The sequence below is a fragment of the Kribbella sp. NBC_00889 genome (assembly GCF_045207705.1).
Taxonomy (GTDB): domain Bacteria; phylum Actinomycetota; class Actinomycetes; order Propionibacteriales; family Kribbellaceae; genus Kribbella.
In genome coordinates, this window is sequence record NZ_CP108783.1 from 4,805,687 (window position 1) to 4,830,561 (window position 24,875).

A 24,875-nucleotide genomic window follows, 5' to 3' on the forward strand; every position below is an offset into this window, starting at 1 on the left:
AGCGCCGCGCAGTAGGCGTGGGAGTGGGAGACACGCCCTAGTCCTGGATGGCTTTCACGATCGCGATGTTGCGGGTGAGCCAGTCTTGAGGCAGGGACTCGTCGGCATCCTCCAGCGTCCACAGGACGTTGAGCATCTGCCGGACGATCACCCAGTCGCGGGCGCGCTCCTCGTCCAGGCCGGCAGCGTCGATCGCCGTATAGAAACGCTGTCTGACCGCGAACCGAAGGTCGCCGGAGGCAACGATCTCGTCCCAGCGGTTCCAGATCAGCGGCGCGACCTCGAAGTGCGGGTCGCCGGACAGCGGCTTCGGGTCGATCACCAGCCACGGCTCGCGTTCTGCTGCCAGCATATTCTCGTAGTGCAGATCGGTGTGGATCAGCCGGCCGTCGGTGTCCGGGTCGGCGACGAAGTCCTCGGACAGCGCGATCGCCTGCTCGACGTACCGATGCGGCACCGGCGCCGAGGCGGGCAACTGCCGGAACCGCTCGAGCCACCGCTTCAACTCACCCGACAACGTCCGGAACTGCGGTCCGGCCGGGACATGCAGTCGCTTGTAGGTGCTGCCAATGATCTCGCAGGCGTCGAGGGCATCGATCGTGGTCAGGTCCCGCGGTTCCAGCCGCTCGAGCAGCAACGCGAACCGCCGCGGATCGGCCCGCAGCAACTGGACCACGCCGTTCCCGGCCCACGCCCGCAGCGCGAGATGCTCGGTCTCCGCCTCCCAGTGCGGGAACTGCACCTTCAGTACGGCGCGCTGCCCGTCCGCCGTCGTCACCGGGACGACCAGAGCACAGTTCCCGTACGCCGCCGTACCGTCGACGCGCAACTGCCACTCGTCGAGCAGCTCGCGGGTCAACCGGGGCAAACGATCCAGCCAGTCCGCCCAGTCCTGACCTCGCGACGCGACGACCAGTAACCCGGCGGGGATCTCGACCGGCACTACTTCTTGGCCTTCTCTCCGGTGTCGGTGGTGCGCAGGGCGGCGATGAAGGCCTCCTGCGGTACCTCGACCCGGCCGACCATCTTCATCCGCTTCTTGCCTTCCTTCTGCTTCTCCAGCAGCTTGCGCTTACGGGTGATGTCACCGCCGTAGCACTTGGCCAGCACGTCCTTGCGCATCGCGCGAATCGACTCGCGGGCAATGATGCGGGACCCGATCGCCGCCTGGATCGGCACCTCGAACTGCTGCCTGGGGATCAGTTCCTTCAGCTTGCCGGCCAGCGCGACGCCGTAGGAGTAGGCGTTGTCGCGGTGCACGATCGCCGAGAACGCATCGACCGTCTCGCCCTGCAGCAGGATGTCCACCTTGACCAGTGCGGCGGCCTGCTCACCGGTCGGCTCGTAGTCGAGCGACGCGTAGCCCTTGGTCTTCGACTTCAGCTGGTCGAAGAAGTCGAAGACGATCTCGGCCAGCGGCAGCGTGTAGCGGAGCTCGACCCGGTCCTCGGACAGGTAGTCCATGCCCTGCAGGTTGCCCCGCTTGGCCTGGCACAGCTCCATGATCACGCCGATGAAGTCCTTGGGGCTGAGGATGGTCGCCTTCACCACCGGCTCGTAGATCTCGGCGATCTTGCCTTCCGGGAACTCGCTCGGGTTGGTGACGACGTGCTCCTTGCCGTCCTCCATCTCGACCCGGTAGACGACATTCGGCGCGGTCGAGATCAGGTCGAGGTCGAACTCACGCTCGAGCCGCTCACGGACGATCTCCATGTGCAGCAGCCCGAGGAAGCCGCAGCGGAACCCGAACCCGAGCGCGCCCGAGGTCTCCGGCTCGTACTGCAGGGCCGCGTCGTTCAGCTGCAGCCGCTCCAGCGCGTCCCGCAGCGTCGGGTAGTCGTCGCCGTCGATCGGGAACAGCCCGGAGTACACCATCGGCTGCGGATGCTTGTAACCGCCGAGCGCTTGCGTCGCACCGTGCACGGCCGCGGTGACGGTGTCACCGACCCGGGACTGGCGGACGTCCTTCACGCCGGTGATCAGGTAACCGACCTCACCCACACCGATACTCGGCGTCTTCATCGGCTCCGGCGAGATCACCCCGACCTCGAGCATCTCGTGCACCGCGCCGGTCGACATCATCTTGATCCGGTCCCGGTGGGTCAGCTCGCCGTCGACCACCCGGACGTAGGTGACCACGCCGCGGTAGGTGTCGTAGACCGAGTCGAAGATCAGGGCCCGCGGCGGCGCGTCCTTGACGCCCTTCGGCGGCTCGACCTGGGCGACGATCTCGCTCAGCAGCTCGTCGACGCCCTCGCCTGTCTTCGCCGACACCCTCAGGACGTCCGAGGCGTTGCAGCCGATGATGTGGGCCAGCTCGGCCGCGTACTTCTCCGGCTGGGCACTGGGCAGGTCGATCTTGTTCAGCACCGGGATGATGTGCAAGTCCGCACTCAGCGCGAGGTAGAGGTTCGCCAGCGTCTGTGCCTCGATCCCCTGGGCCGCGTCGACCAGCAGCACCGCGCCCTCACACGCCTCCAGCGACCGCGACACCTCGTAGGTGAAGTCGACGTGACCGGGCGTGTCGATCATGTTCAGGATGTACGTCGTCCCGTCCGGGGCGAGCAGGCCGCCGGGGGAGTCCGGTTTCGGCGCGAACGGGAGCCGGACCGCCTGCGACTTGATCGTGATGCCGCGTTCGCGCTCGATGTCCATCCGGTCGAGGTACTGCGCCCGCATCGAGCGGTCGTCGACCACCCCGGTGATCTGCAGCATCCGGTCGGCCAGCGTCGACTTGCCGTGGTCGATGTGGGCGATGATGCAGAAGTTCCGGATCAGCGACGGGTCGGTACGACCTGGCTGAGGCACGGTCGTGGGGCCAGCGGGCACGGAGGGGGTCCAGTTCAGCTCGGGTGACGGACAATCGGTCAATCATCCCATGCAGGGCCAGCGGATTCGAAAATCGCGAGCGGTCCGGGGCCCGGCGACCTACCGTTTGTGGGCATGGCACACGCTGCTGGGGTCCGGTTGCCCTTCGAGGAGTTGCCCGCCGGTGTGCGGGCGTGGGTCGAACGCGCGCTCGGGTCGGCGGTGGTCTCCGCCACGACCCAGCAGGGCGGGTTCTCCCCCGGCGTCGCCGCCCGCCTGGTGACCGCGTCCGGCCGCCGCGCCTTCGTCAAGACCGTCGGTACGTCGCTCAACCCGAAGACCCCGACGCTGTTCCGCAACGAGATCGCCGCGATCCAGGGCGTCGGCCCGTTGCCGACGGCCCCGGCGCTGTACGACGTGTACGACGACGGCGACTGGGTCGGGCTGCTCCTGGAGGACATCGAGGGCTGGTTGCCGTCCCACCCATGGGACCAGCACGAGGCCGACCGTGTCCTGGACGCTCTCGCCGAGCTGACCGCAGCACTCGACCCTTCGCCGTGGCCGGAGGCGCCGGTCGCCGCCGTACGGAGTGAGGAGTTCCTGAGCCGGTGGGACAGCGTCATCGCGGACGGGCTCGACGTACCCGACTGGGTGGGCGGACGCGAGGAGGAGCTGGCAGAGCTGTCGCGGATCGGGCTGCGGGCTCTGGCGGAGGGCAAAGCGCTGGCGCACTGGGACCTGCGGGCCGACAACATCATCCTCACCGACGACCGGGTGGTCTTCATCGACTGGGCACACGCAGCGTTGGCGCCGCCCTGGACCGACGAGGTCATCCTGCACGCGGACATGCGTGAGTCGGTCCGGTTGCCTGAGCTGCCCGACGACGTGGGGATCACCGGGTTCCTGGCCGCCATCGCGGGCGGGCTGTGGTGGGGCGCGGCCCAGCCGGCCCCACCTGGCCTGCCGACCATCCGCTCCTGGCAGCGCAAGCACGCCCTGATCCACCTGGACTGGGTACGGGAGCGGCTGTCCTGAGGTGTCGCGACCGGCGAGTGCAAGCCGCTCGTGACCGCCAAGCCCGACGAGGTCATCGCCGCAGCACAGCCCTGATCCCTGGACGTCGGCTCAGCATGTGACAACGTGCTGAGCCGATGTCAGCTGTCGACCCGGACGAGGGTCGATCCGGAGCCGTCGGCGCCGTCGGAGTAGTGCAGCTGGCCGAGGTACCGCATGCCGGCGGTCAGACCGGTCCAGGAGGCTGTGACCGTGGTCTGGCCGGCTACCTGGACCTGCTGAGTGGCTGGGGTGACGGTCAGGTTGCCCTCGGACTTCTGGAGCTCCCAGTGGTTGAGCTTCACCTGCTGCTGGTCGGCTCCGGCGAACAGGTCGACGTACACGTCCACTGGTCCACCGGCGGGCTGTGCGAGGTCGACCTGTTCCTCGGCCGAGCTGCCGGTGCTGCTGCCGAGCAGCGTCGCCGTACCGGCCTTGTAGACGAAGACATCCAGGTCCGTGCCGGCTGGGTAGTCCGCGTCGAACGTGGAGAACCGCGCGTACTTCACACCGGCCTGGACGTTCACGGTGAACTTGGCCACGTGGTCGTTGACCTGCGGGTTCGCGGTCGGGAACGACACCCCGCCCGGGTTCTTCAGGTCGGCCTCGGCGGTGGTCGCTGCCGTCAGGCCGGCCGCGGTCGTGTTGAGTGTGCCGGAGTACCCGGCGGTGATGGGCACCTGCACGGACCCTGCGGTCCCGGTCCCCGTGACCTGCGTTGGTGCCTTGACCGTGAGCGGCTTGATCGCCAGCGTGCTGGTCACCGCATGCTGGTTCGACTTCCAGGTCAGCTTGCCGAACGAGTACTGCTCGAGCGGCGCACCCGTGTTCTCGAAGGTGACCTTGTACGTCGCCGTGTGGCCGGGCAGCGTGATCAGGATCCGCGGTGTCACGGTCACCTTGATTTTGGCCAGGCCTTCGACCTTCGGGGCGTAGATCTCAGGGAGTTGGCCGACGTTCGTCACCGTGCGGGTCACGGTCTGCTTGCCGGCCAGGTCTCCGACCGCGATCGTCGGGTAGTTCAGGTCGCTCGGATCGATCTTGCCGCCCGCACACAGCTCGTGCGTCGCCGGCACCTGGCCGGAGCCGCAGACGAACTTGGCCCAGTCGGTGTACGACGAGTCGTAGACCAGGCCAGGGTCCATCGCCTTCTTGGGCTGCACGAGGCCGGCGCCGTACTCGAACGGGCTGGCCTCTGAGCCCGACTCGTTGCGGATCGGTTTGCGGCTGGTGTCCTGATCGGTGCCGGTGGTCAGCAGTGCCGACTTGATCGCCATCGGCGACCAGTCCGGGTGCCTGCCCTTCAGCACCGCCGCGGCGCCGGCGATGTGCGGTGACGCCATCGACGTACCGCTCATGAACGCATACTCGCCACCGGCCGCGCTGAAGGCGGTCGTCGCGGCGAGCACATTGGTGCCCGGCGCCAGGATGTCCGGCTTGAGCAGGTCACCGTTGCCGGCTGGGGACGGCCCGCGGCTGGACGAGGTCGCGACCTTCGGTGCGGTCACGCGGACCGGCGTACCGGGGCCGATCGTGGCGGTCGGGTTCGCCGTACCGCCGACGTACGCCTTGACCGCGGGAGCGACCTTGTCGTCGAGGTGCACCGTCGGCACCGTGTGCAGGTCAGCGTCCAGCGTGCCTGGGGTGACGTTGAGCAGGATCATGCCGACGCCGCCGGCGGCCTTGACCTGCTTGCTCTTGTCCACACGATCGCTGACGCCGCGGTCGCAGACGACGATCTTGCCATTGACCTTGGCCGGGTCGAGCGTGCCCGGTTGGCAGCGCGCGAGGGTGGCCGGGTCAGCTCCGGCGAGTCCGGCGTCCTTGGCAAGCGTCACGGGTGCTTGTGGTGTCCCGGCGCCGATGCCCGCGCCGGTGTACGTCTTGCCGTCGCCGAGGGTCACAGTGGTCTGGATGTCGCGGTCATGGGTGCCGTTGGCAACCGTCGTCACCCAGGGGTAGTTCTTTCCGACCGTGCCGACACCCGGACCGGTGTTGCCGGCGCTCGTGGCCACGAACACGCCCGCCTTCGCGGCCCGCAGGAACGCCAGGCCGGTGGCGTTCACGTACGTCGAGCCGGATCCGGAGACCGAGTAGTTGATCACGTCCACACCGTCCGCGACCGCTGCATCGATACCGGCCACGATGTCCGCGTCGGTGCCGCTGCCGCCACCGCTCTGGTCGACGGCCCACAACACCTTGTAGATCGCCAGGCGTGCGTGCGGGGCGATGCCGGAACCCTTGCCGTAGTCCCGGCCCATGACGCTCATCTCGACGCCGTGGTTGCCGCCCGCAGTACTGGCCGTGTGGGTGCCGTGGCCGCCGTAGTCCCGCGGCGACTTGAACTCCTCCGCGATCGGGCGGCTGCCGATGCCCTTGTCGAAGTACCGGGCGCCGATCACCTTGTTGTTGCAGGTGACAGGCGCCTCCTCGCCGCCCTGGCAGGTGCCCTTCCACTTCTTCGCGACGATCGCGTCCGACCGCTTGCTGGTCTTCATCGGCGCGAAGCTCGCCCGCTCGGGGACGAAGCCCGAGTCGATGACGCCGATGATCACGCCGTCGCCGGCGCGGTCGACCCCACCGGCCTGCTGCCAAGCTCCACCCGTGCCGGACATCCCGAGGAAGCGTGGGGTGTCCACGGTGTCCTGCCTTTGGAGCTCGTTCGGCTCGACGCTCTTCACTCCGGACGACCTGGCCAGCTTGACGGCTTCGTCGTACGACATCTGCGCGGAGAAACCGGAGTACGTGTAGCTGTAGTCGTACAGCTTCTTCACGCCGGGGACCGTCTCCAGAAGCGTTTGGCGCTCCTCGGCCAGGTGCTTGACGTATCCGACGACCTGGCTGGCGGTCTTCACCAACTTCCCGCCCGGCAGCACGCGTGTGGCGGGCAGTCCGGCGATGTCACCGCCGTACTCGGCCACCGGTGCGTCATCGAGCTGGACGATGTACGAGCCGGTGTCGGATCGCTTGACCAGCGGATCAGCCGCTGCCGATGTCTCACCACTCTGCAACGCGTTGGCCGCACGGGCGATGAGCGGAACACCAGCCAGCGACGCAACAAGCGCAGTGACCACGACGATCGGCGTACGACGAAACACAAATCTCCTCCGGGAGCGACGGAGCGCCCGAGTATGCCGTCCGGTAGTCGCTATGTCACGCTCGGGCAGGATGTGCGGCGGCGGAGGAGACGTATGGCGGACTTGGCGGAATCCATTGCGGTGGGGGCGTCGGCGGGGCGGCTTTATGGGCTGGTCAGTGATCTGCCCCGGATGGGTGAGTGGAGTCCGGAGTGCACTCGGGTGAGTTGGGCCTCGGGTACGCCGGGGCCGGTGGTGGGGGCGCGTTTTGTCGGGCACAACCGGGTGGGTGCGCTGCGGTGGTTCACGCAGGGGCGGGTGGTGGAGGCTGAGCCGGGGCGGCGATTCGCGTTCTGGATTCACTTCGGGCCGGTGCCGATCTCGCTGTGGGCCTATGAGTTCGCGGCGACCGCCGACGGGTGTGAGCTGACCGAGTCGTGGACGGACCGTCGGCCGGTGGTGATGCGGACGGTGTTTCAGCGCGTGTTCGGGGATCGGACGCGGCTCAACCGGCGCGGGATCCGGGTGACCCTGGAGCGGCTCAAAGCCGCGGCAGAGGTGGACTGACGTCGCCGCTTTTCGCCGCGTTTCGCCGTGTAGGTCGCCGCCGGGGTGGCTGAGTTTGGAGCTGACGGTGGCTTGTTGGTAATCTGGCTCTTCGCGCACCCACGGGTGGTGTACAGCCGTGCGCGCGACACCTTCCTGTTAATGACCGCATACTCCTGATCGAGGCTCTGCTCACGTGGCGAACATCAAGTCCCAGATCAAGCGCAACCGCCAGAACGAGGCTGCGCGACTTCGCAACAAGTCGGTGAAGTCGACCCTCAAGACGGCTGTGCGCCGCTTCCGCGAGGCCGCCGAGACCGGCGACTCCGCGAAGGCGCAGGAGCACGCCCGCGTGGCCGGCCGCCTGCTCGACAAGGCTGTCAGCAAGGGCGTCATCCACGCCAACCAGGCCGCCAACCGCAAGTCGGCCATCTTCAAGAAGGCCGCCTCTCTCTGAGGCAGCCCGCCAACGATCGGCCCGTCCTGAGACCGGCCGATCGTTTTTGCGTGCCCGAACTCTGGGCTCGCGCGCCCGGGGGATTCCTCGCCTGGCGTGGTCGGACTCGGTCCGCGCGCCCGGGGCTCAGCGCGCGCGGTCGGCGGTGCCCGGCGTAGACCGCCTCGGCGGAGGCCAGCGCGGCGGTGACATCACCACGTCCACGCGACACCGATCGCGCAAGCCCTGACCGACACCTCGGCCGACCGACTGTCCGGTCAGCGGCGGCCGTGGGAGCGGCTGACGGTGATGACCATCCGCTCGAGGGCGTAGCCGGCGTCGCCTGAGGCACCCTTCACGTCGGCGTCGGCCTGAGCGACCGCCTTGATCGCGGTCGCCAGCCCGCCCGGGGTCCACCCGCGGACCTGCTGCTTCAGCTGCTTCAGCTTCCACGGCGGTACGCCGACCTCCCGGGCCAGGTCCGCCTCGCGAAGCCCGCCCGGGGCACTCGAGAACTTCGCCAACCCGCGCAGACCGCCCGCCATCGCGCTCGTCACCAGCACCGGGGCGACGCCACAGTCCAGCGCCCACCGCAACTGCTCCAGAGCCGGCTCGGTCCGGCCCGCGATCGCCGCATCCGCGACCGCGAAGCTCGTCACCTCCGCACGACCACCGAAGTACTGCCCGATCAACTCGGCCGTGACCGCCTGCCCGCCCGAGTCCGACACCAACTGGGAACACGCCCCCGCCAGCGCGCGCAGATCATGACCGACCGCGTCGACCAGCGCCGAGGACGCCCGCTCGTCCACGCTGCCGCCGAGCAGCCGGATCTCCCCGGCCACGAACTGCGGCAACTCCCACGCCTTCGGCGCGGTCGCCACGACCTCGCTGACCGATGCCTTGCGCAACTTGTCGAGGACGCCTTTGCCCTTCTGGCCGCCCGAGTGCACCAGCACGACCAGCACGTCGTCCGACGGGCTCCCGGCGTACTCGAGCAGGTGCGGGACCATGTCGGACGGCAGGTTCTCCAGCGCTCGCATGACCAGGACGCGCTCGCTCGCGAACAGCGAGGGCCCGGTCAGCTCCGCGAACACCCCCACGTCCAGCCCGGTCGCGTCGACGTCCGTCACCTCGATGTCGGCCTCGCCTTTGGACGCCGCCTCCTTGGACACCGCGGCGATCGCCGACTTGACGGCCCGGTCCGCGAGGAACGCCTCGGCACCGGTCACCAGCAGTACGTCGCCCAGCTTGGGCGCGGAACCCCTACGAGCAGCCACCCGGCCAGCATCCCATGTCGCGTCGACAGAAACTCGCTGGAGGTCGCTTGCACCGACCGGCAAGGATGGCGGCATGACCGACCCCGTTGCGCCTGTCGACGCCTTGATCCTGGTGGACCTGCAATCGGCCTTCGTCTCCGGCGAGAACGCCGTACCCGGAGCCGATCGCCTACTGGACCGGACAACCGAACTGCTCGACCGTGCGCGGGAGGCTGGGGCGGTCGTTGTGCACCTGCAGAACGACGGTGTGCCCGGCGCGGCCGACGAGCCGGGGACGCGGGGCTGGGAGTTGTACCTGCCGGTGAAGCCGGGGCCGCGTGAGCAGGTGATTCGCAAGCCCCGCGACGACGGCTTCGACGCGACACCGCTCGGTCAGCTCTTGATCGCCGCCGGCGTGAGGTCGATGGCGATCTGCGGCGTGATGTCCGAGATGTGCGTACAGGCCACCGCGCGCACTGCCCTGGCCCGCGGCTACCGCGTCGTCCTCCCGTACGACGCGCACGGCACCTACGACATCCCCGCTGTCACTGGCATCAGCGACGACGTCCCGGCCCAGGTGGTCTCCCGAGTAGCCGCGTGGTCCCTCGGCGACGAACCGGAAAGCACAGTCCCAGCCACGGCCGTCACGTTCTCCTGACCTCCTGGCTGCTGGCTGCTGGCTCGTGCTCATGGGTCGTGGGCGGCGGTGAGGGTCAGGTGGTTGGCGGGATTGGTGACGGTCAGGGGGCCGTTCGTGCTGGTGGTGGCGGTTCGGGTGGATTGATGGGCCAGGAGCGACAGGGTCCTGGGTGCCGGGTGGCCGTAGTCGTTGTCGCGGCCGACCGAGATCAGGGCGAGGCGGGCGCCGGTGGCGGCGATGAAGGCCGGGTCCTGCTGGGCCGAGCCGTGATGCGGAACCTTGAGGACGTCGGCTCGGAGGTCGGCGCCGGAGGCGAGGATGGCTCGCTGGGATTCGGGTTCCAGGTCGCCGGTGAGGAGGATCCGGAGGCCGGACGCCTCGACCATCATCGCGATGCTGGCGTTGTTCTCCGGTGAACCCTCGTCGCTCGAGGTCGCGGACGACGTACCCGGTGGTGGAAGTGCCGGCACGCGGGCCGGCCAGAGCGTGGTCCAACTGAGTGCGCCGACGACGCGCTTCTCGTGATAGGTGACCGTCCGCAGGCTGATCCCGTGCTGCGCCGCGAGTTCGACGACGCGGTCGTACTCCGCGCGCGGCGAGAAGTACGGCGTCACCTCGATCTCGCCCACGCGCCGGTCCTTCAGTACGCCGGCCAGGCCGCCGGCGTGATCCGCGTGAAAGTGCGTGAGCACCAGCACCGGGATGTACTCGACACCGAGATCCCTCAGGCATCGATCCATCGCAGCTGGATCCGGGCCGGTATCGACCACCACCGCCGCGTTCTCACCTGCTCGTAGCGCCAAGCCGTCACCTTGTCCGACATCGCACATCACCAGCAGCCAGTCGCCTGGTGGCCAGCCGATCGAACCCACCGGACGCAGTACGACGACTGCCAGCAGGACGAGCGCGAGGAGTGCCGCGATCGGGCGAGCCAGGATGCGGTGCAAGCCGATGACGATGGCCAGGCAGAGCACCGTGAGCACGGCGACGCCGATGATCGTGGCCGGCCAGGGATTGGATGCGCCAGGGAGGTCTGCGCCTTCTCGAGCTATCAGGATGATCCAGCGGGCCGGCCAGCCGGCGGCCCAGCCGACGAGCTGGGCTACCTCTGTGCTCACGAGTGCGACCCCGGCGGCTGCGAAGCCGAGGATGGTTGCCGGGCCGACTGCGGGACCGGCGAGCAGGTTCGCAGCGACAGCGACGAGTGAGACCTGGCCGGAGAGCCAGGCGACGATCGGCGTACACGCGAGTTGGGCGGCGAGTGGGCACGAGATCGCCTCGGCGAGCCAGGTCGGAAGCCATCGGGACAGCGCGTCCCGCCAGCTTGGACCGAGCAGCACGATGCCCGCGGTTGCGAGCACGGACAGCGCGAACCCGGCTGATCGCGCGAGCGAGGTGTCGAGGAGCAGAAGCATGATGACCGCGACCGAGAGGCTGCGTGCCGCGCGGCGCCGGCCGCCTCCGCCGGACATCGCGGCCAGCGCGATCAGGCCCATCGCGGCTGCTCGCAACACGCTCGGCTGAGGGCGCGCCAGGATGATGAACACGACGACCGTCATCAGGCCGACCGCAGTCAGCCCGCGCGCCCGCACGCCGATCAGCCGGCTGAACGGCAGGACGAACGCCAGCAGCAACGTCAGGTTGGTGCCCGAGACCGCGGACAGATGGGTCAGCCCGGTCGTCCGGAAGTCGTCGGCGAGTTCGTCGGAGAGCCCGGACTCGTCACCCATCACGAGTGCAGGAACCAGGCCCTTCACGTCATCCGGCTCTCCCGCCACCGCTCCCCGCAGGCCGGCCCGGACCCGCTCGGCCGCGCGCAACCACCAAGCGGGCTCCTCCACCACCCGCGGCTCGCCGCGAACCGACAGCATGGCCGCGACATCGCCGCCACGCTCCGCCGCCTCCAACCGCCCCCTTCCGTCCACCCGCTCCCCGAACCGCACTCCTCTCCAGGCCTCATCTCCCACCACCAACACCCGAGTCCGCACCCGAGTAGTCACTTCCCCACCAGCCTGCGGGCTCGAGGTCCCGTTCCCGGTCCACGACGTCATACTCCGAGTTCGAACCTCCTCGATGGTTGCCTTCACCACCACATACGGCGGGCGCCGGTTGCCCGGACTCCGGCGTACGGCCGGGTCCCCGTCGATCGTCAACCGGACGCCAACCGTTGCACCGTCCGCCGCCAATCCCTGGACCGGGCCGGCCTGCAACCCCTTCACCTGCAGGGCGGCTCCGACTCCCATCCCTGCGACCACCACGAGCACTCCGACGACAGCCCAGACCGCACGCCTCCCGCTGGATCTGGCGGACTTGAGCCGACCTCGCAGGAACGTGGCGGCCGCGCCGGCGAGGGCAAGTGACACCGCTGCCGTCACCACCCCTGCGAGTGGCTGCTCGCCGACCAGTACGACGGCCGCCAACCAACCTGCACCCGCGGGCACCAACAGTCGTAGATCAAGCGTCTCCCCCGGCTTCTCGGGAGTCTCGTCAGATGCGGACATGGGACTTCAGGGAGTCGAACTTCTTGGGGCCCACGCCGGGGACTTCTTGGAGTTGGTCGATGGTGGCGAAGGGCCCGTTCTGGGTGCGGTAGTCGAGGATGCGTTGGGCCAGGACCGGGCCCACGCCGGGGAGGGTATCCAGTTGGGTGAGATCGGCGGTGTTGAGGTTGACGGGGGAGTTGGCGGCGGCGGACGGGGACGTTGGGGTGTTACCTGGGGCGGTGGTGGCGCCGGGCGGGGTGGGGATGCCGACGAGGATTTGTTCGCCGTCGGTGACTGGGCGGGCAAGGTTGAGGGTGGTCAGGTCGACGCCCGGGAGTGGGCCGCCGGCGAGGGTGAGCACGTCGGCTACGCGCGAGCCGGTGGGGGCTCGGACGAGGCCGGGACGGCGGACCTTGCCGGCGACGTCGACAACGACCACGCCGGCGGGCGACTGGCCGGTGCCCGAGCCCTGGCCGGCGGCCGAAGGCTGGCCGGCACCCGACGATGGCTGGCCCGCACCGGTAGACGGCTGCGCGGCTCCGGGTGAGGGGTTCGCGCCTGGCTGACCGCTGCCGGGTGAGGACGCGGCGCCGGGTTGGGTGACGGGTGAGCCGGAGGTGACGGTCGTGGGTGGGCGGGTATCGGGGAGGGTTTCGGGGCGGGCGCGGAAGACCTGCCAGGCGGCCCAGGACAGGCCGATGGCCAGGACGGCGGCCAGGACGACGACGTGCCGTGGGGACAGGGTCCAGCGGGCGTCTCGTAATCGTTCGGGCCGGATCGATTCGGGGATCCATCCACCGCGCACGTCCTCATCACGCTCCTCCAGGTGTTCGTCGGGTGCGTGCTCGCGTGCGTTGGCGGCGAGCCGCGCCAGCGCACGCTCACGGGCGCCCGGGTCGGGCGCCGGAGCACGACGTGTGACTTTCACGCCAGAGAAAGTACGAGTCCGAGGCCCGCCACAAACCGCGAATTCAAACCTGTGGAGAACCCACAGGAGATCAGCGCGGGGCTACTACTACGGCTAGGAGGCCGGGGCCTACGTGGGCGCCTATGACGGCTCCTACTTCGCGGAGGACTATTTCTTCGGCTGCGGGAAGGCGGTCGGAGAGGCCGTCGGCGAGGGTTTGGGCTTTTTCGAGGTTGGCGAGGTGGTGGACCGCGATCTGGACCGGGGTGTCACCGGCGCGTTGGACGGCGATGTCGGCGAGGCGGGCGATGGCTCGGCTGGAGGTGCGGACCTTTTCGAGCGGGACGATCCGGCCGCCACTGATCGTCAGCAGTGGTTTGACGGCGAGCGCCGTACCGAGGAGGGCTTGAGCCGCGCCGATGCGGCCGCCGCGGCGGAGGTACTCGAGGGTGTCGACGTAGAAGTACGCCGAGATCGACGCCATCCGCGTGCGGGCCGCGGCCTCGACGCCGGCCTGGTCCTCCCCCGCGGCGGCTGCGGCGGCCGCGGCCAGGACGGGGAACCCGAGGCCCATGCCCAGCGAGCGGGAGTCGACCACGCGGACCGGGATCGGCGACTCCTTGGCGCCGATCATGGCCGCCTCGACGGTGCCGGACATATCGCCGGAGAGGTGGATCGACACCACCGACTCCGCTCCGTCCTTCGCACAAGCGGCGTATGTGTCCGCGAAGGTCTGCGGCGCCGGGCGGCTGGTCGACACCGGGGTGAAGGTCTTGAGCGCCTCCGCGACCGCGTCGGTCGAGGTGGCGCCATCGTCGTACGACGTCCCGCCGATGACGACCTGGAGTGGTACGACGGTCAGCGGGTGGCGGAGCACCTCGTGCGTGGCCAGCCCAGCCGTGGAGTCGGTGACGACGTGCACGCGGGCTGACATGAAGCGAGGTTACCGGACAGTTAAGTGCGTGTCTGCCAGACTGCGGAGATGAAGGAGACAGCGGCAGAAGTCACCGACCTGCAGCAGCTCCTCGACGCGGCGTACCAGCGCTCGACGGAGCATCTGCACAACATCATCACGGACTCGCGCCGGCTGGACGCCGGCGAGCTGGTGCGGGTTCTGACTGGCATGTGCACGCTGAACCTGGCCACCGTCACCGCCCGCGGCGAGCCACGGATCAGTGCGGTCGACGGCCACTTCCTGCACGCGCGGTGGGTGTTCACGACCTCCGGGTCCGCGGCCAAGGCACGGCACCTCAAGGTCCGGCCCGCGGCCAGCGTCTCGTACGTCGACGGCGAGCGGATCGGCGTGTTCAGTCACGGGCAGGTGGAGACGTTGACACCGGACCACCCGGACTTCGCGGAGATCGAGGCGCACCTGGTCAAGCACTACGGCAGCTCACCGTCGAGCTGGGGCGACGACATCGTCTACTACCGCCTCCAGCCGACCTGGATGGTCGGCTACGCCTTCGACAAGAAGGCGGTCCTCGAGCAGGCGGACTCCCCCAAGCACTGAGCGAGGTGGAGGCCAACCCCTCCGGTGGCCTCCACCTCGTTGTGCCGGCTCCCCACTGCACCGACCCCCCAGTTCGTCACGCTGACTCCCCTCGTTGCCAGCGTTCCAACTTCTTCTGCTGACTCCCCCTTGTTGTCAGCTGAGCTCAGAAACCTCGGCGAGCTACTCCCCGTGCCGGTTCCGCGAAGTACCGGTCTGACCGCGAGCCCGTCGAGGTCCCGGGAGGTCCCAGCAGCCGACCCACCGCAGCGGGTGACCAAACCCACCACTTCCCCGTGTCAGCCGGACCGGCACTCGTCCCCTGTGTCGTGTGCACGGCCCAATACTGGGACCTCGCCCCGGGTCCGGTGCCCTGACGGCGCACGGCACCCGGTTCAGGCAGGACAGATCCGCACTGTGCAGCACTCCGGAGCTCTCGGCAGCCGATCGGCGCCCCCACCAGTCGGCCACCGGATACCCTCCGCGTTGCCTCTCCGAGCTCGACGGCAGTGCTGCGGTGAACCAAGGCCTCGTCATGGCTCACCACCCCTTCCCTGCCGCCGCTGCCGGTGTCGGACTCTGCTTCGTGGAACCTGTCCTACGGCTGTAATTCTTCGTCCGGCAGCCATGTCAGGACGAGGCAGAAGAACCGGCAGTTGTCCGGCAGCTTCAGCGGATCGGCGTCACGAAAGCGCAGCGAGTACGTCGTTCGCCAGCCGCAGCACCGCTGCGGCGGGGTCGGGCTCCGGCCAGCCGGGAGCCACCGAGGCACTCTCGCAGGACTCCTGCAGCACCGCCCACGCGGTCGGGAGCATCGGCGGGTCCATGGACCGCTGCCAGGCCAGCAACTGGCCACACAGGGCGTCGCCGTCCTCGGACTTCCCGAGGGCGTGCAGCACGGCCACGGCCTCCGGCAGGACCTCCAGCAGGTACACGACCCGCCCCTCGACCAGCAGCCGGTTGACCGCGTCGCGGATGCAGATGCGGGCCTGCTCCGCGTCGCCGGCGTCTCGGGCCATGCGGCTGCGGTAGCGCATGACTTGGTAGTCGAAGTACCCCCGGTGCCCGCGGATGTCGGCATCCGCCTCGTCGAGCAGCGCCCGGGCCTCGTCGTACTGGCCGTCGTGGTACTCGACCATGGCCAGGCAGCCGGCGACCTTGGTGCGCTCCGGGTCGTCGGAGGCCTGGCTGCCGCGGGCGAGCAGCGCCCAGCGCCGCGCGTCGGACAGGTTGCCGAGCTCCAGCTCGACGCGGCTGAGCGCCATGTACGCGATCTCGTCCGGATACACGCCCGGGTTGACCAGTGCGGCCTCCCAGGCGAGCAGCAGCTCCTTGGCCTCAGGCAGGCGACCCCATCGCAGCAGGGCGAGTCCGCAGATGGCCTGCACCGTCGCGGACCGCTGCACGTCGCCGTGCTTGCGCGCGTCATCCACGAGCGCCGGGATCTCAGCCAGGCTCTGCGTGTCGAGCAGATGCGAACCGGACGACACCCACCCGCCGCGGGCGACCAGGCCCATCTCGGTCTCGCCGGGGATCAGTGTGCGGGCCTCGCCGTAGTGTCGGCGCGCACCACGGACGTCACCGGTCAGGCTCGACAGCCGCCCGGCGATCGCGCGCAGCATGCCGCTGACTTCCTTGTCCGCGACGTTGTCCGCGCACAAGGTCGCCCAACGGATCCCGCTCTCGGCCACACTCGCCTGGTACTGCCACGCGATCCGGAACCCGAGCACGATCCGCGCGGCCACGTCCCACTGCCCGAGCTCGGCCGCGCGAGCCAGCGCCACCTCGAAGAGCGCCGAGTTGGCGTTCGCAGCCCGGTAGCGCCGTTCCCGGTCGGGCGAGGACCACGCGCCCTCGAGCCCGGAGACGTAGTTCGAGCACCACGCCACCGCGCGGTCGCGGAACTCGATCAGGTCGTCTCCCTGCGACGACAGACCGGCGTACGCGTGCTCGCGGATCGTCTCCAGCAGCTTGTAGCGGGCGCCGTACAGCTGCTCGAACTCGTGCACCGGCTGCAGCAGCGACTTGTCCACCAGCTCGGCCAGCAGCATCGGTACGTCGGCCGCTTCGATCGGATCGCCTGTACACACGCCGGCCACCGCATCCAGCGTGAACGGCGACCCGAGCACCGATGCGCGGTAGAGCAGTTGCCGCGCGGCGTCGGACAGCGCGTCCACGCTCCAGGCGATCGTGTCCGCCAGCGTCCGCTGATGCGGCGCACCGAACCGCCTCGGCCCGGACAGCAGCCGGAACCGGTCGTCCAGCGCGGCCAGTATCGTCTCCACCGACAGCGAACCGGCTCGCGCAGCCGCCAGCTCCAGAGCCAGAGGTAGCCCGTCCAAGCGGCGGCACAGCCGGGCGACGATCGACGCGTTCTCCTCGGTCAGCACGAAGTCGGGCCGCACCCGAGCCACCCGCCGGCAGAACATCTCCACCGCCGGGCTGGCCGCGATGTCCCCGAAGTCTCTGTCGTTGTCCGGTACGCCGAGCACCTGCACCCGGCGGACCACCTCGTCCGGCAGCCCGAGCGGGATCCGCGACGTCACCAGCACGCCGATGCCCGGGAAGCTGCGGACCATCCGGTTCGCCACCGTAGCGACCCCGTCGAGCACATGCTCGGCGTTGTCCTCGACGATCACCAGGTCACCCGGCCGGCGGCCGGACAGTACGTCGTCCAGGTCCGACGTACCGGGAGCCGTGCCGAACGCGTCCAGGATGGCCGACGGTACGGCGGCGTCCCGCTGGACGGTCGTGAGGTCGACAACCACCACCGTCGTGTCAGCACCGGAGAACTTGTCGGCCGCAGCCAGCGCGAGCTCGGTCTTGCCGACTCCACCAGGGCCGACGAGCGTGACCAGCCGGTTCTGCCGCAGCAGCCCTTCCAGCTCCAGCAGCTCTTGCTCACGGCCGACGAGGCCGTCCGGGATCGGCCGCGTCCCGCGCCAGCGCAGTCCGGTCGGTGCCGGGTCGGCCACCGAGATCACCGGTCGTACGGCGCCGTGCCCGGCCGCGGCGAGGAAGCGGTCCGCGTCGCTGGATCCGAGTCCGAGTCCCTCGGCGAGCAGCCGGACGGAGTCCTTCCGGGGACGCGCCACCCGGCCGGCTTCCATCTCACGGATGCTCCGCACGCTGAGCCCGGCCCGGTCGGCCAGCTCCTCCTGGGAGAGGCCCGACTGGACTCTCAAGTCGAGCAACAGATCGGCGAAGCTCCGCCGCCCCTCAGCCCGGCCATCCGTGTCCGACAAAGCCCGTCACCCCTCTAGAGCCTCACGTTCCTGTCACAACATAGCGTGACTGAGCGATCGGTGCCGGGTGCGTCCAGTGAGCGGTATCACACAGAACTGTTGACCAAGGCAACGGGTTTACTTCAGAACGCAATTATTGAACGCGCAGAAAATCATCCGGCCCGGTGATTCAAGCACTTGCGCGAACCGAGGCGGATTCATTGTCGCCGGCGTAGAGGGAAAGGATTCCGGCCCAGTCGTCGAGTCGGGCCCGGGTGTCCGCGCGGCCGGAATCGGCATTCGTCAGGCTGCCGTCACAAATACCGCGGGTGGCGCGGATGAGGAGTTCGGTGCCGAGGCCATGCCAGTGGTCCCGCAGAGTCTCAAGGGCTGCCATGCGGGCAATTCAATCCGAGCCGTGTTTCGCGAACGTAACGCGATCGGCAACATCACGATAAGTCACCGAAATCCCTCCCGGCGAGTTACCTGGTGATCCGTTAACCGGGAAGCCAGGAAAGCCGGACCTGCCGCCGGGGATTGTCGACATTGGTATCGACCAGGCAGATCGCCTGCCAGGTGCCGAGCATCATCCGCCCGTCCAGCACCGGGATCGTCGCGTACGGCGGCATCAGCGCGGGCACCACGTGGTCGCGCCCGTGACCCGGCGTACCGTGCCGGTGCCGCCACTCGAGGTCGCGCGGCAGCAGTTGCTCGAGCACCGCGAGCAGGTCGGTGTCGCTGCCGGCCCCGGTCTCGAGGATGGCGATCCCCGCCGTCGCGTGCGGGACGAAGATGTGCAGCAGTCCGTCGCCCTGGGCCTGATGAGCCTCGGAGCTGACGTACTGCTCACACCTGCTCGTCAGGTCGAAGACGACTTCCGCACCGCCGGTCGTGACATCGATCAGCTCAGAACGCATCTGAGCAGCCTAGCCCGTGCCACTTGGACACGGGCCAGGCCGCAACGATCAGGCCGGAACGATGTTGACCAGCTTCGGCGCGCGCACGATGACCTTGCGGATACCCCGGCCGTCCAGCGCCTTCTGGACCGCATCGGAGGCCAGCGCCAGCTGCTCCAGATCGGCGTCGCTGATGTCCGGCGCGATCTCCAGCCGGTCCCGCACCTTGCCGGCGATCTGGACCACGCAGGTGACCGTGTCCTGGACCAGCAGCGCCGGGTCGACCTTCGGCCAGCCGGCCTTGGCGACGGTCGGCTCGTAGCCCAGCGTCTCCCACATGTCCTCGGCCGTGTACGGCGCGACCAGGCTCAGCAGCACCGCCACCGTCTCGACCGCCTCCCGGACCGCCGGATCGGCCGCGCCCGGTCCGGCGTCGATCGCCTTCCGGGTGGCGTTCACCAACTCCATGACCCGGGCAACCATCACGTTGAACCGCATCGAGTCGATCAGCTCGGCCGAGTCCGCGATCGTCCGGTGGGTGATCCGGCGCAGCTCGACATCACCGGTCGAGGGATCCGAACCCAGCGGCGCCTCGACCGATCCCGCCAGCCGCCAGGCCCGTTGCAGGAACTTCAGCGAGCCTCCCGGCGACATGTCGGCCCAGTCGATGTCGTCGGCCGGCGGACCGGCGAACACCATGGTCAGCCGGACCGCGTCGACGCCGTACAGGTCGATCTGGTCGCCCAGGTTCACGCCGTTGCCCAGCGACTTGCTCATCGACTTGCCCTGGTTGATCACCTGGCCCTGGTTCAGCAGCCGGGTGAACGGCTCGACGACGGTCAGCATACCCATGTCGTGCAGCGCCTTGACGAAGAACCGCGCGTACAGCAGATGCAGTACGGCGTGCTCCTTGCCGCCGACGTACTGGTAGACCGACATCCACCGCTCGGCAGCGGCCGGGTCGTACGGGCCGTCGGTGTACTCCGGCGACAGGTAGCGCAGGAAGTACCAGGACGAGTCGACGAAGGTGTCCATCGTGTCGGTGTCACGCTCGGCCTTGCCACCGCACTTCGGGCAGTCGACCTCGACCCACTCGCGGTCCGCGGCCAGCGGCGACACGCCCTTCGGCGCCAGGTCGGCACCGCGCAGGTCGGGCAGCTCCATCGGCAGCTGGTCGTCCGGGACCGGCACCTCGCCACACGTCGGGCAGTGGATGATCGGGATCGGCGCGCCCCAGAACCGCTGCCTGCTCAGCAGCCAGTCGCGCAGCCGGTAATTGATCGTCCGCTCGCCCAGCCCCTTGCTGTCCAGCCAGTCGATGATCCGGGCCTTGGCCTCGTCGACGCCCAGTCCGTCCAGGCTGATCTCGTCGTTCGCGCTGTTGATCGCCGGGCCTTCGCCCGTGTACGCCTTGCCGTCGAAGTCGGGTGACGGCTGCACGGTCCGCACGATCGGCAGGCCGAACTTCTCCGCGAACTCCCAGTCCCGGGTGTCCTGGCCGGGCACCGCCATGATCGCGCCGGTGCCGTAGTCGGCCAGCACGTAGTCGGCGGCCCAGATCTGGATCCGCTCCCCGGTCACCGGGTTGATGGCGTACGACCCCAGGAACACACCGGTCTTGTCCCGCTCGGTGCTCAGCCGCTCGATCTCGGTGGTCGACTTGACCGCGGTCAGGTACTCGTCGAAGGCGGCCTGCTGGTCAGGAGTGACCAGCTCGGCGGCCAGCTTCGCATCCGGTGCGACCACCATGAAGGTAGCGCCGAACAGCGTGTCCGGCCGGGTCGTGAAGACCCGGATCGGCTCGTCCCGGCCCTCGACCTGGAAGTCCGCGAACGCGCCCTCGGACCGGCCGATCCAGTTGCGCTGCATCAGCAGGATCTCTTCCGGCCACTGCAGCAGCTCCATGTCGTCCAGCAGCCGCTGGGCGTACTCCGTGGTCTTGAAGTACCACTGGGTCAGCTCGCGCTTGGTGACCTCGTGCCCGCACCGCTCACAGCGACCCTGGATCACCTGCTCGTTGGCCAGGACGGTCTGGTCGTGCGGGCACCAGTTCACGAACGACGCCTTGCGGTACGCCAGCCCGCGCTCGTAGAACCGCAGGAACAGCCACTGCGTCCACTTGTAGTACTCCGGGTCGGAGGTGTGCAGCCGGCGCGACCAGTCGAAGCTCATGCCGTAGCGCCGGATCGACTCGGCCTGCGTCTCGATATTGGCGTAGGTGTAGGTCGCCGGGTGCTCGTTGCGCTTGATCGCCGCGTTCTCGGCAGGCAGCCCGAAGGAGTCCCAGCCGATCGGGTTCAGTACGTCGTACCCCTGCTGGAACCAGTACCGCGACAGCAGGTCGTGCAGCGCGAAGACCTCGGCGTGGCCCATGTGCAGGTCGCCGGAGGGGTAGGAGAACATCGTGAGCGCGTAACGCCGCTCAGCCGAGCCGTCGTCACGTGCCTTGAACGGGTCCAGCTTCTCCCACACCGGCCGCCACTTGGCCTGCATGACGTTGAAGTCGTACCCACCCCGGTCGATAGGGGCGTCCTCCACCTGCTCGCTCACGGTCCTACTCCCGCACTCGTGTGTTGTTGAGCCTAAATCTGCCAGACGGCGTTCCCAGAAATGAAAAAGCCCCTCACACAGGAGGGGACGCCGCACTGACCGGCGCTCATCGGCGCCTGGATGCCAGTACGGCTAACTAAGGAGCAGGCTCACTCGCATGCCACCAGTCTAGCGCCTCGAGCCGAGACCGGACACCAGGGCGTCCAGCGCGAACACGAAGCGTGCTTCCGCATCTCGCGGTCCCTTCGCCGCCTCGGCCAGCAACGGAAACTCGGAGAGGTCGAGCGGCGCCAGTTGATCGACCGGATCACCCTCCGACGCGGTGACGACCTGGCCGACGACGAAGCCGGTCACCGCGTAGATGACGTCCAGTGCGTCAGCGGGTGCGAGACCAGCAGACCGCAGGCTCCCCAACGTGGTCTCCAGCACCTGAAGGTTCTGTGTGGTGATGGCCGGCCGGGACGCGATCAGCGGGACCAGATTGGGGTGCGCGAGGAGTGCGGCCCGCAGACTCTGCGCATAGTCGCGGATGCCTTCCTGCCAAGGCGTCTCGAACACCGGAGGGGCGATCGAGGCGACGAGTTGCTCGACCAGACCGTCCAGCAGGGCGTCCTTGTTCGGCACGTGGTGGTAGATCGTCATGGCCTCGACGTCCAACTCGGCGCCGAGCCGGCGCATCGACAGCGCCTTCAGCCCTTCGCGATCGGCCAACGCGAGCGCGGCCCGCAGTACCGCCTCACGGGTCAGCCCCACGCTGTGGCCACGGGTACGGCGGGCAGTCATCGGGACCCTGATTCTCGTTTGATGATTCTTACGGCGTAAGTATACCCTGAAACATACACCGTAAGAATCAGGAGGATCGCGATGACCACCATGGCCGCACCACCCCGCTCACCGGCGTACGTCAGACCGGCTCTGTACGCCGGCCTGCTGCTGACCGTCCTGGCCACGCTCGCGCCGCTGATCGACATCGTCACGATCGACCTCATCGCCGACCACGTCCGGGCGGCATACCCGGCCTGGCCGCAGAAGTCGGTCCTTGCCGACCGCAACGCGATCGCCATCTACCTGGCCGCTGTCGGAGTCGTCGGGCTCGTCGGTTGGCTGTACGCGATCTGGGGCGTCGCCCGAGGCAAACGCCGGGTCCGCGCGGTCAGCACTGTGCTGTTCGTCCTCGGCGCGACCATCCAACTCATAGGTCTGTCCGTCGGCGGCGAGGCTTACACCACGATCGTGCCGCCACTGCACGGCATCATCGGCGCCCTGCCGTCCCTGGCCGGACTGGTCGCCGTTGTGGGTCTCTGGCGGCGCCGCCGGGACTGACCTGTCAGAGCAGTGCGCGTACGGCGGCGAGGTGGTCGCCCGCGCTCGGCGAACGGAACCTCGGCCGCCCGCCACTGCTCCTCGCCACCACCCGATCCGACCCCGAGGATCAGTCGTTCGCCGGAGACGTACTGCAGCGAGGCGATCTGCTTGGCAGCCCAGGCCAGCGGGCGGATCGCCGGCACGAAGACGCTGGCTCCGATCGCGACCCGCTCCGTGACGGCTGCCGCGGTCGCCAGCCCGATCGTCGCCTCCAGGGTCGCGGCACCGATGGCGAGATGATCGCCCATCCAGACGCTGTCCAGCCCCGCCTCTTCGGCGTACCTGGCGGCCGCGCGCAGGTCGAGGTGTTCGGTTCGCTGGACATCTACGGAGGGCAGGATGACGCCGATCTTCATCATGGCAGCCAGCCTGAGACCTCAACCGAGGTTCAGGTCAAATCTCCTGAACGAACTCGGTGCCGCCGGCGCGGCGGTGCTCGCCGGGAGTGCGGCCGTAGTGGCGGCGGAACGCAGTGGAGAACGGGCGTACGTCGGAGTACCCGCAAGACCGGGCTACCTCGGTGACGGTGACCGTGGGGTCGAGGAGTAGCTGGGCGGCCAGTTCCAGGCGGAGTCGGCGGAGAGTGGTCATGATCGAGGCGCCGGTCTGCTGTTGGAAGAGTCGCTCGGCGTGGCGCTCCGAGAGGTGTGCGGCGGCGGCTACATCCCGCACCGTGATCGCGCGGGACAGGTTGTCACGCAGGTGGCGCTGCATCGCCTCCACGACCAGAGGGCCGCGGTCACGCCGTACCGGCTCCACTGCCAGGTCCTCGTCGAGGGCGAAGGCTCGGGCGGTCTCCATGACCAGAGTCGCGCCCAGAGCGCCCAGAGCGGTGCTGTAGCCGGACACCGGCGCCGCCGCCTCCGCCGCCAGCGCTGTGATCAGTGCAGGGAGTGAGCCGGTCCGGTCTGACATCACGGGCCCATCCGAACGTGTCAGTCCGGACCACCAGCCGGGTTCATCAGCGCCTGGCCGGAACGTGAAGCCCCAGAAGGCGATGCCGAGTGGCTCGCTCCGGCTGGACTGGATCTCGTGGACATCGCCGGGGCGGGCCAGGAACACCGAGCCCGGCTGAACGTCGTACCTCAGGTCTCCCGAGTTGAAGCGGCCCGCGCCGGAGTAGGCCAGGCAGACCTCGTGGAACGAATGGCTGTGCCAGTAGTTGCGCCAGTACTCCGGCCGGTAGTGCCCCCAGCTGAGGAAGTCCGCGCGGAACCCGTCGACCTCGCAGGACTCGAGCAGTCCGGCGAGGTCGACGAAACGGTCCGCGATCGCGACATCCGCGAGGGTCAAACAGCGCTCCTGCCGGTCGGGTCGACTCCTCGCAGCATCATGCCCTGCCCGAGCGAGTGGTCGTGCGTCTTCACCGTCGGCGGGTCCGCCGGGTCGCGGTACTGGATCAGCCAGGTGGTCCGCGCCCCGTCGCTGGTGTTCACCCCGGACCCGTGCACGGTCAGATAGGTGAAGAACAGTACGTCGCCCGCCTCGGCCGGCTGCGGCGTCGCCGCCTCGAACGGCGGATCGATCAGATGGTACGAACCCTCCGCCTCGTGCTGGCGCGGCCCGTCCTTGTGGCTGCCCGGGATCACGCGGACGCAGCCCTTCTCCACCGGCGCGTCGTCGAAGTGGAAGATCGCGGCGCCGACCCGGTGGTACTTGTGCGGGAAGAACGGGTAGTCCTGGTGCAGCGGGAACGGCGAGCCGTTCTCCGGCGGCTTCACGAACAGCTTGGTGTGGTGCAACTGGACGTTGTCCACGCCCATCACCGCAGCGGCCACGTCGGTGAACCGCGGGTCGATCACCAGCTTGCTGAACTCCGCGTCGTAGAACTGCGCGTCATGCAGATGCTGCAGTCGGGTCGCGCCGTCGGACAGTCCCATCGCGGACTTCCAGGTGGCGTCGTCGTTGCGGTTCAGCTGGGCCAGCAGCTCGTGGCTGCGCTGCCGGTAGTAGGCCGCCTCCTCCTTGCTGAGCAGGCCTTTCACCAGGACGAAGCCGTCCTCGGCGTAGTGCGTGGCGAGTGCGGACAGGTCCGCTGCCGTCGAGGTGATCGTCATCTCGAAGTCCTCCTGATCGGGTACTTCGAGGCTACGAACACCCGCGTCCGGAGGGCAGGACCGGACCGGACGCCGATGTTCGTCAAAC

21 protein-coding genes are annotated in these 24,875 nt (G+C 68.8%); 6 read left to right on the forward strand and 15 right to left on the reverse strand.

Annotated elements, in window-relative coordinates; genetic code table 11:
* Nucleotides 1–37: 37 nt before the first annotated feature.
* Together OG817_RS23235 and lepA are read right to left on the reverse strand one after the other, a co-directional pair.
* Nucleotides 38–943, reverse strand: a complete 906-nt coding sequence (locus OG817_RS23235) for an aminoglycoside phosphotransferase family protein (protein ID WP_406046765.1) — start codon at nt 941–943, stop codon at nt 38–40.
* Nucleotides 943–2,829 carry a translation elongation factor 4 gene (gene lepA, locus OG817_RS23240; protein ID WP_396394786.1) on the reverse strand — a complete coding sequence of 629 codons (1,887 nt, stop codon included), beginning with the start codon at nt 2,827–2,829 and terminating at the stop codon, nt 943–945. Before lepA ends, OG817_RS23235 begins: the two co-directional genes overlap by 1 nt.
* A gap of 114 nt (nt 2,830–2,943) precedes the next feature.
* Between lepA and OG817_RS23245 the strand changes: the two genes are divergently transcribed.
* A complete protein-coding gene (locus tag OG817_RS23245) occupies nt 2,944–3,843 on the forward strand; it encodes a hypothetical protein (RefSeq protein WP_406046766.1) in 900 nt (299 codons plus the stop codon).
* 119 nt (nt 3,844–3,962) lie between these two features.
* Here OG817_RS23245 and OG817_RS23250 read toward each other — a convergent pair whose 3' ends face one another.
* The gene (locus tag OG817_RS23250) at nt 3,963–6,959 is read right to left on the reverse strand and encodes a S8 family serine peptidase (RefSeq protein ID WP_406046767.1); all 2,997 of its coding nucleotides are present in this window, start codon (nt 6,957–6,959) and stop codon (nt 3,963–3,965) included.
* A gap of 93 nt (nt 6,960–7,052) precedes the next feature.
* Between OG817_RS23250 and OG817_RS23255 the strand changes: the two genes are divergently transcribed.
* Together OG817_RS23255 and rpsT are read left to right on the forward strand one after the other, a co-directional pair.
* Nucleotides 7,053–7,505: an SRPBCC family protein gene (locus tag OG817_RS23255; protein WP_406046769.1), complete on the forward strand. Its 453-nt coding sequence runs from the start codon at nt 7,053–7,055 to the stop codon at nt 7,503–7,505.
* Between the two features lie 175 nt (nt 7,506–7,680).
* A complete protein-coding gene (gene rpsT / locus OG817_RS23260) occupies nt 7,681–7,941 on the forward strand; it encodes a 30S ribosomal protein S20 (RefSeq protein ID WP_360447226.1) in 261 nt (86 codons plus the stop codon).
* Nucleotides 7,942–8,198: 257 nt separating this feature from the next.
* On the opposite strand, the gene holA is transcribed toward rpsT, so the two are convergent.
* Nucleotides 8,199–9,197 (reverse strand): DNA polymerase III subunit delta, encoded by a 999-nt coding sequence (gene holA / locus OG817_RS23265; RefSeq protein WP_360447224.1) that lies wholly within the window; start codon nt 9,195–9,197, stop codon nt 8,199–8,201.
* A gap of 73 nt (nt 9,198–9,270) precedes the next feature.
* On the opposite strand from holA, the gene OG817_RS23270 reads away from it, so the two are divergent.
* Complete coding sequence (locus OG817_RS23270) at nt 9,271–9,834, forward strand: isochorismatase family protein (protein ID WP_406046770.1); 564 nt, start codon at nt 9,271–9,273, stop codon at nt 9,832–9,834.
* Between the two features lie 29 nt (nt 9,835–9,863).
* Here OG817_RS23270 and OG817_RS23275 read toward each other — a convergent pair whose 3' ends face one another.
* The 3 genes from OG817_RS23275 to OG817_RS23285 all read right to left on the reverse strand — a co-directional run bounded on the left by OG817_RS23275 (nt 9,864) and on the right by OG817_RS23285 (nt 14,140).
* Nucleotides 9,864–12,317: a ComEC/Rec2 family competence protein gene (locus tag OG817_RS23275; RefSeq protein ID WP_406046771.1), complete on the reverse strand. Its 2,454-nt coding sequence runs from the start codon at nt 12,315–12,317 to the stop codon at nt 9,864–9,866.
* Nucleotides 12,304–13,227 carry a helix-hairpin-helix domain-containing protein gene (locus tag OG817_RS23280; protein ID WP_406046772.1) on the reverse strand — a complete coding sequence of 308 codons (924 nt, stop codon included), beginning with the start codon at nt 13,225–13,227 and terminating at the stop codon, nt 12,304–12,306. Before OG817_RS23280 ends, OG817_RS23275 begins: the two co-directional genes overlap by 14 nt.
* A 70-nt stretch (nt 13,228–13,297) precedes the next feature.
* The gene (locus tag OG817_RS23285) at nt 13,298–14,140 is read right to left on the reverse strand and encodes a DegV family protein (RefSeq protein WP_406046773.1); all 843 of its coding nucleotides are present in this window, start codon (nt 14,138–14,140) and stop codon (nt 13,298–13,300) included.
* A gap of 48 nt (nt 14,141–14,188) precedes the next feature.
* Here OG817_RS23285 and OG817_RS23290 point away from each other — a divergent pair, with 48 nt between their 5' ends.
* Nucleotides 14,189–14,716 (forward strand): pyridoxamine 5'-phosphate oxidase family protein, encoded by a 528-nt coding sequence (locus OG817_RS23290; protein WP_406046774.1) that lies wholly within the window; start codon nt 14,189–14,191, stop codon nt 14,714–14,716.
* Nucleotides 14,717–15,378: 662 nt separating this feature from the next.
* On the opposite strand, the gene OG817_RS23295 is transcribed toward OG817_RS23290, so the two are convergent.
* The 5 genes from OG817_RS23295 to OG817_RS23315 all read right to left on the reverse strand — a co-directional run bounded on the left by OG817_RS23295 (nt 15,379) and on the right by OG817_RS23315 (nt 22,148).
* Entirely contained in the window at nt 15,379–17,940 is a 2,562-nt protein-coding gene (locus OG817_RS23295) for an ATP-binding protein (RefSeq protein WP_406046775.1), read from the reverse strand.
* Nucleotides 17,941–18,109: 169 nt separating this feature from the next.
* On the reverse strand, nt 18,110–18,316 hold the full coding sequence (locus tag OG817_RS23300; RefSeq protein ID WP_396394797.1) for a hypothetical protein: 207 nt from the start codon (nt 18,314–18,316) through the stop codon (nt 18,110–18,112).
* 100 nt (nt 18,317–18,416) lie between these two features.
* Nucleotides 18,417–18,836 (reverse strand): YjbQ family protein, encoded by a 420-nt coding sequence (locus OG817_RS23305; RefSeq protein WP_406046776.1) that lies wholly within the window; start codon nt 18,834–18,836, stop codon nt 18,417–18,419.
* Between the two features lie 48 nt (nt 18,837–18,884).
* The gene (gene leuS, locus OG817_RS23310; protein WP_406046777.1) at nt 18,885–21,365 is read right to left on the reverse strand and encodes a leucine--tRNA ligase; all 2,481 of its coding nucleotides are present in this window, start codon (nt 21,363–21,365) and stop codon (nt 18,885–18,887) included.
* Between the two features lie 168 nt (nt 21,366–21,533).
* Nucleotides 21,534–22,148: a TetR/AcrR family transcriptional regulator C-terminal domain-containing protein gene (locus tag OG817_RS23315; protein ID WP_406046778.1), complete on the reverse strand. Its 615-nt coding sequence runs from the start codon at nt 22,146–22,148 to the stop codon at nt 21,534–21,536.
* Between the two features lie 81 nt (nt 22,149–22,229).
* Here OG817_RS23315 and OG817_RS23320 point away from each other — a divergent pair, with 81 nt between their 5' ends.
* On the forward strand, nt 22,230–22,688 hold the full coding sequence (locus OG817_RS23320; RefSeq protein WP_406046779.1) for a hypothetical protein: 459 nt from the start codon (nt 22,230–22,232) through the stop codon (nt 22,686–22,688).
* Here OG817_RS23320 and OG817_RS23325 read toward each other — a convergent pair.
* The 3 genes from OG817_RS23325 to OG817_RS23335 are packed head-to-tail and all read right to left on the reverse strand — an operon-like array spanning nt 22,586 to nt 24,787.
* Nucleotides 22,586–23,089: an LLM class flavin-dependent oxidoreductase gene (locus OG817_RS23325; protein WP_406046780.1), complete on the reverse strand. Its 504-nt coding sequence runs from the start codon at nt 23,087–23,089 to the stop codon at nt 22,586–22,588. The two genes, OG817_RS23320 and OG817_RS23325, sit on opposite strands and share 103 nt — an antisense overlap.
* Before the next feature lie 34 nt (nt 23,090–23,123).
* Complete coding sequence (locus OG817_RS23330) at nt 23,124–24,023, reverse strand: helix-turn-helix domain-containing protein (RefSeq protein WP_406046781.1); 900 nt, start codon at nt 24,021–24,023, stop codon at nt 23,124–23,126.
* On the reverse strand, nt 24,020–24,787 hold the full coding sequence (locus OG817_RS23335) for a phytanoyl-CoA dioxygenase family protein (RefSeq protein ID WP_406046782.1): 768 nt from the start codon (nt 24,785–24,787) through the stop codon (nt 24,020–24,022). The genes OG817_RS23330 and OG817_RS23335 overlap by 4 nt, the downstream gene beginning before the upstream one ends.
* Nucleotides 24,788–24,875: the final 88 nt, after the last annotated feature.

Coding starts and splice junctions, on each gene's coding strand:
- OG817_RS23245 (WP_406046766.1), top strand. CDS start 2,944: ATGGCACACGCTGCTGGGGTCCGGTTGCCCTTCGAGGAGTTGCCCGCC.
- OG817_RS23255 (WP_406046769.1), top strand. CDS start 7,053: ATGGCGGACTTGGCGGAATCCATTGCGGTGGGGGCGTCGGCGGGGCGG.
- OG817_RS23270 (WP_406046770.1), top strand. CDS start 9,271: ATGACCGACCCCGTTGCGCCTGTCGACGCCTTGATCCTGGTGGACCTG.
- OG817_RS23275 (WP_406046771.1), bottom strand. CDS start 12,317: ATGTCCGCATCTGACGAGACTCCCGAGAAGCCGGGGGAGACGCTTGAT.
- OG817_RS23285 (WP_406046773.1), bottom strand. CDS start 14,140: ATGTCAGCCCGCGTGCACGTCGTCACCGACTCCACGGCTGGGCTGGCC.
- OG817_RS23290 (WP_406046774.1), top strand. CDS start 14,189: ATGAAGGAGACAGCGGCAGAAGTCACCGACCTGCAGCAGCTCCTCGAC.
- OG817_RS23300 (WP_396394797.1), bottom strand. CDS start 18,316: ATGGCAGCCCTTGAGACTCTGCGGGACCACTGGCATGGCCTCGGCACC.
- OG817_RS23305 (WP_406046776.1), bottom strand. CDS start 18,836: ATGCGTTCTGAGCTGATCGATGTCACGACCGGCGGTGCGGAAGTCGTC.
- OG817_RS23315 (WP_406046778.1), bottom strand. CDS start 22,148: ATGACTGCCCGCCGTACCCGTGGCCACAGCGTGGGGCTGACCCGTGAG.
- OG817_RS23320 (WP_406046779.1), top strand. CDS start 22,230: ATGACCACCATGGCCGCACCACCCCGCTCACCGGCGTACGTCAGACCG.
- OG817_RS23325 (WP_406046780.1), bottom strand. CDS start 23,089: ATGATGAAGATCGGCGTCATCCTGCCCTCCGTAGATGTCCAGCGAACC.
- OG817_RS23335 (WP_406046782.1), bottom strand. CDS start 24,787: ATGACGATCACCTCGACGGCAGCGGACCTGTCCGCACTCGCCACGCAC.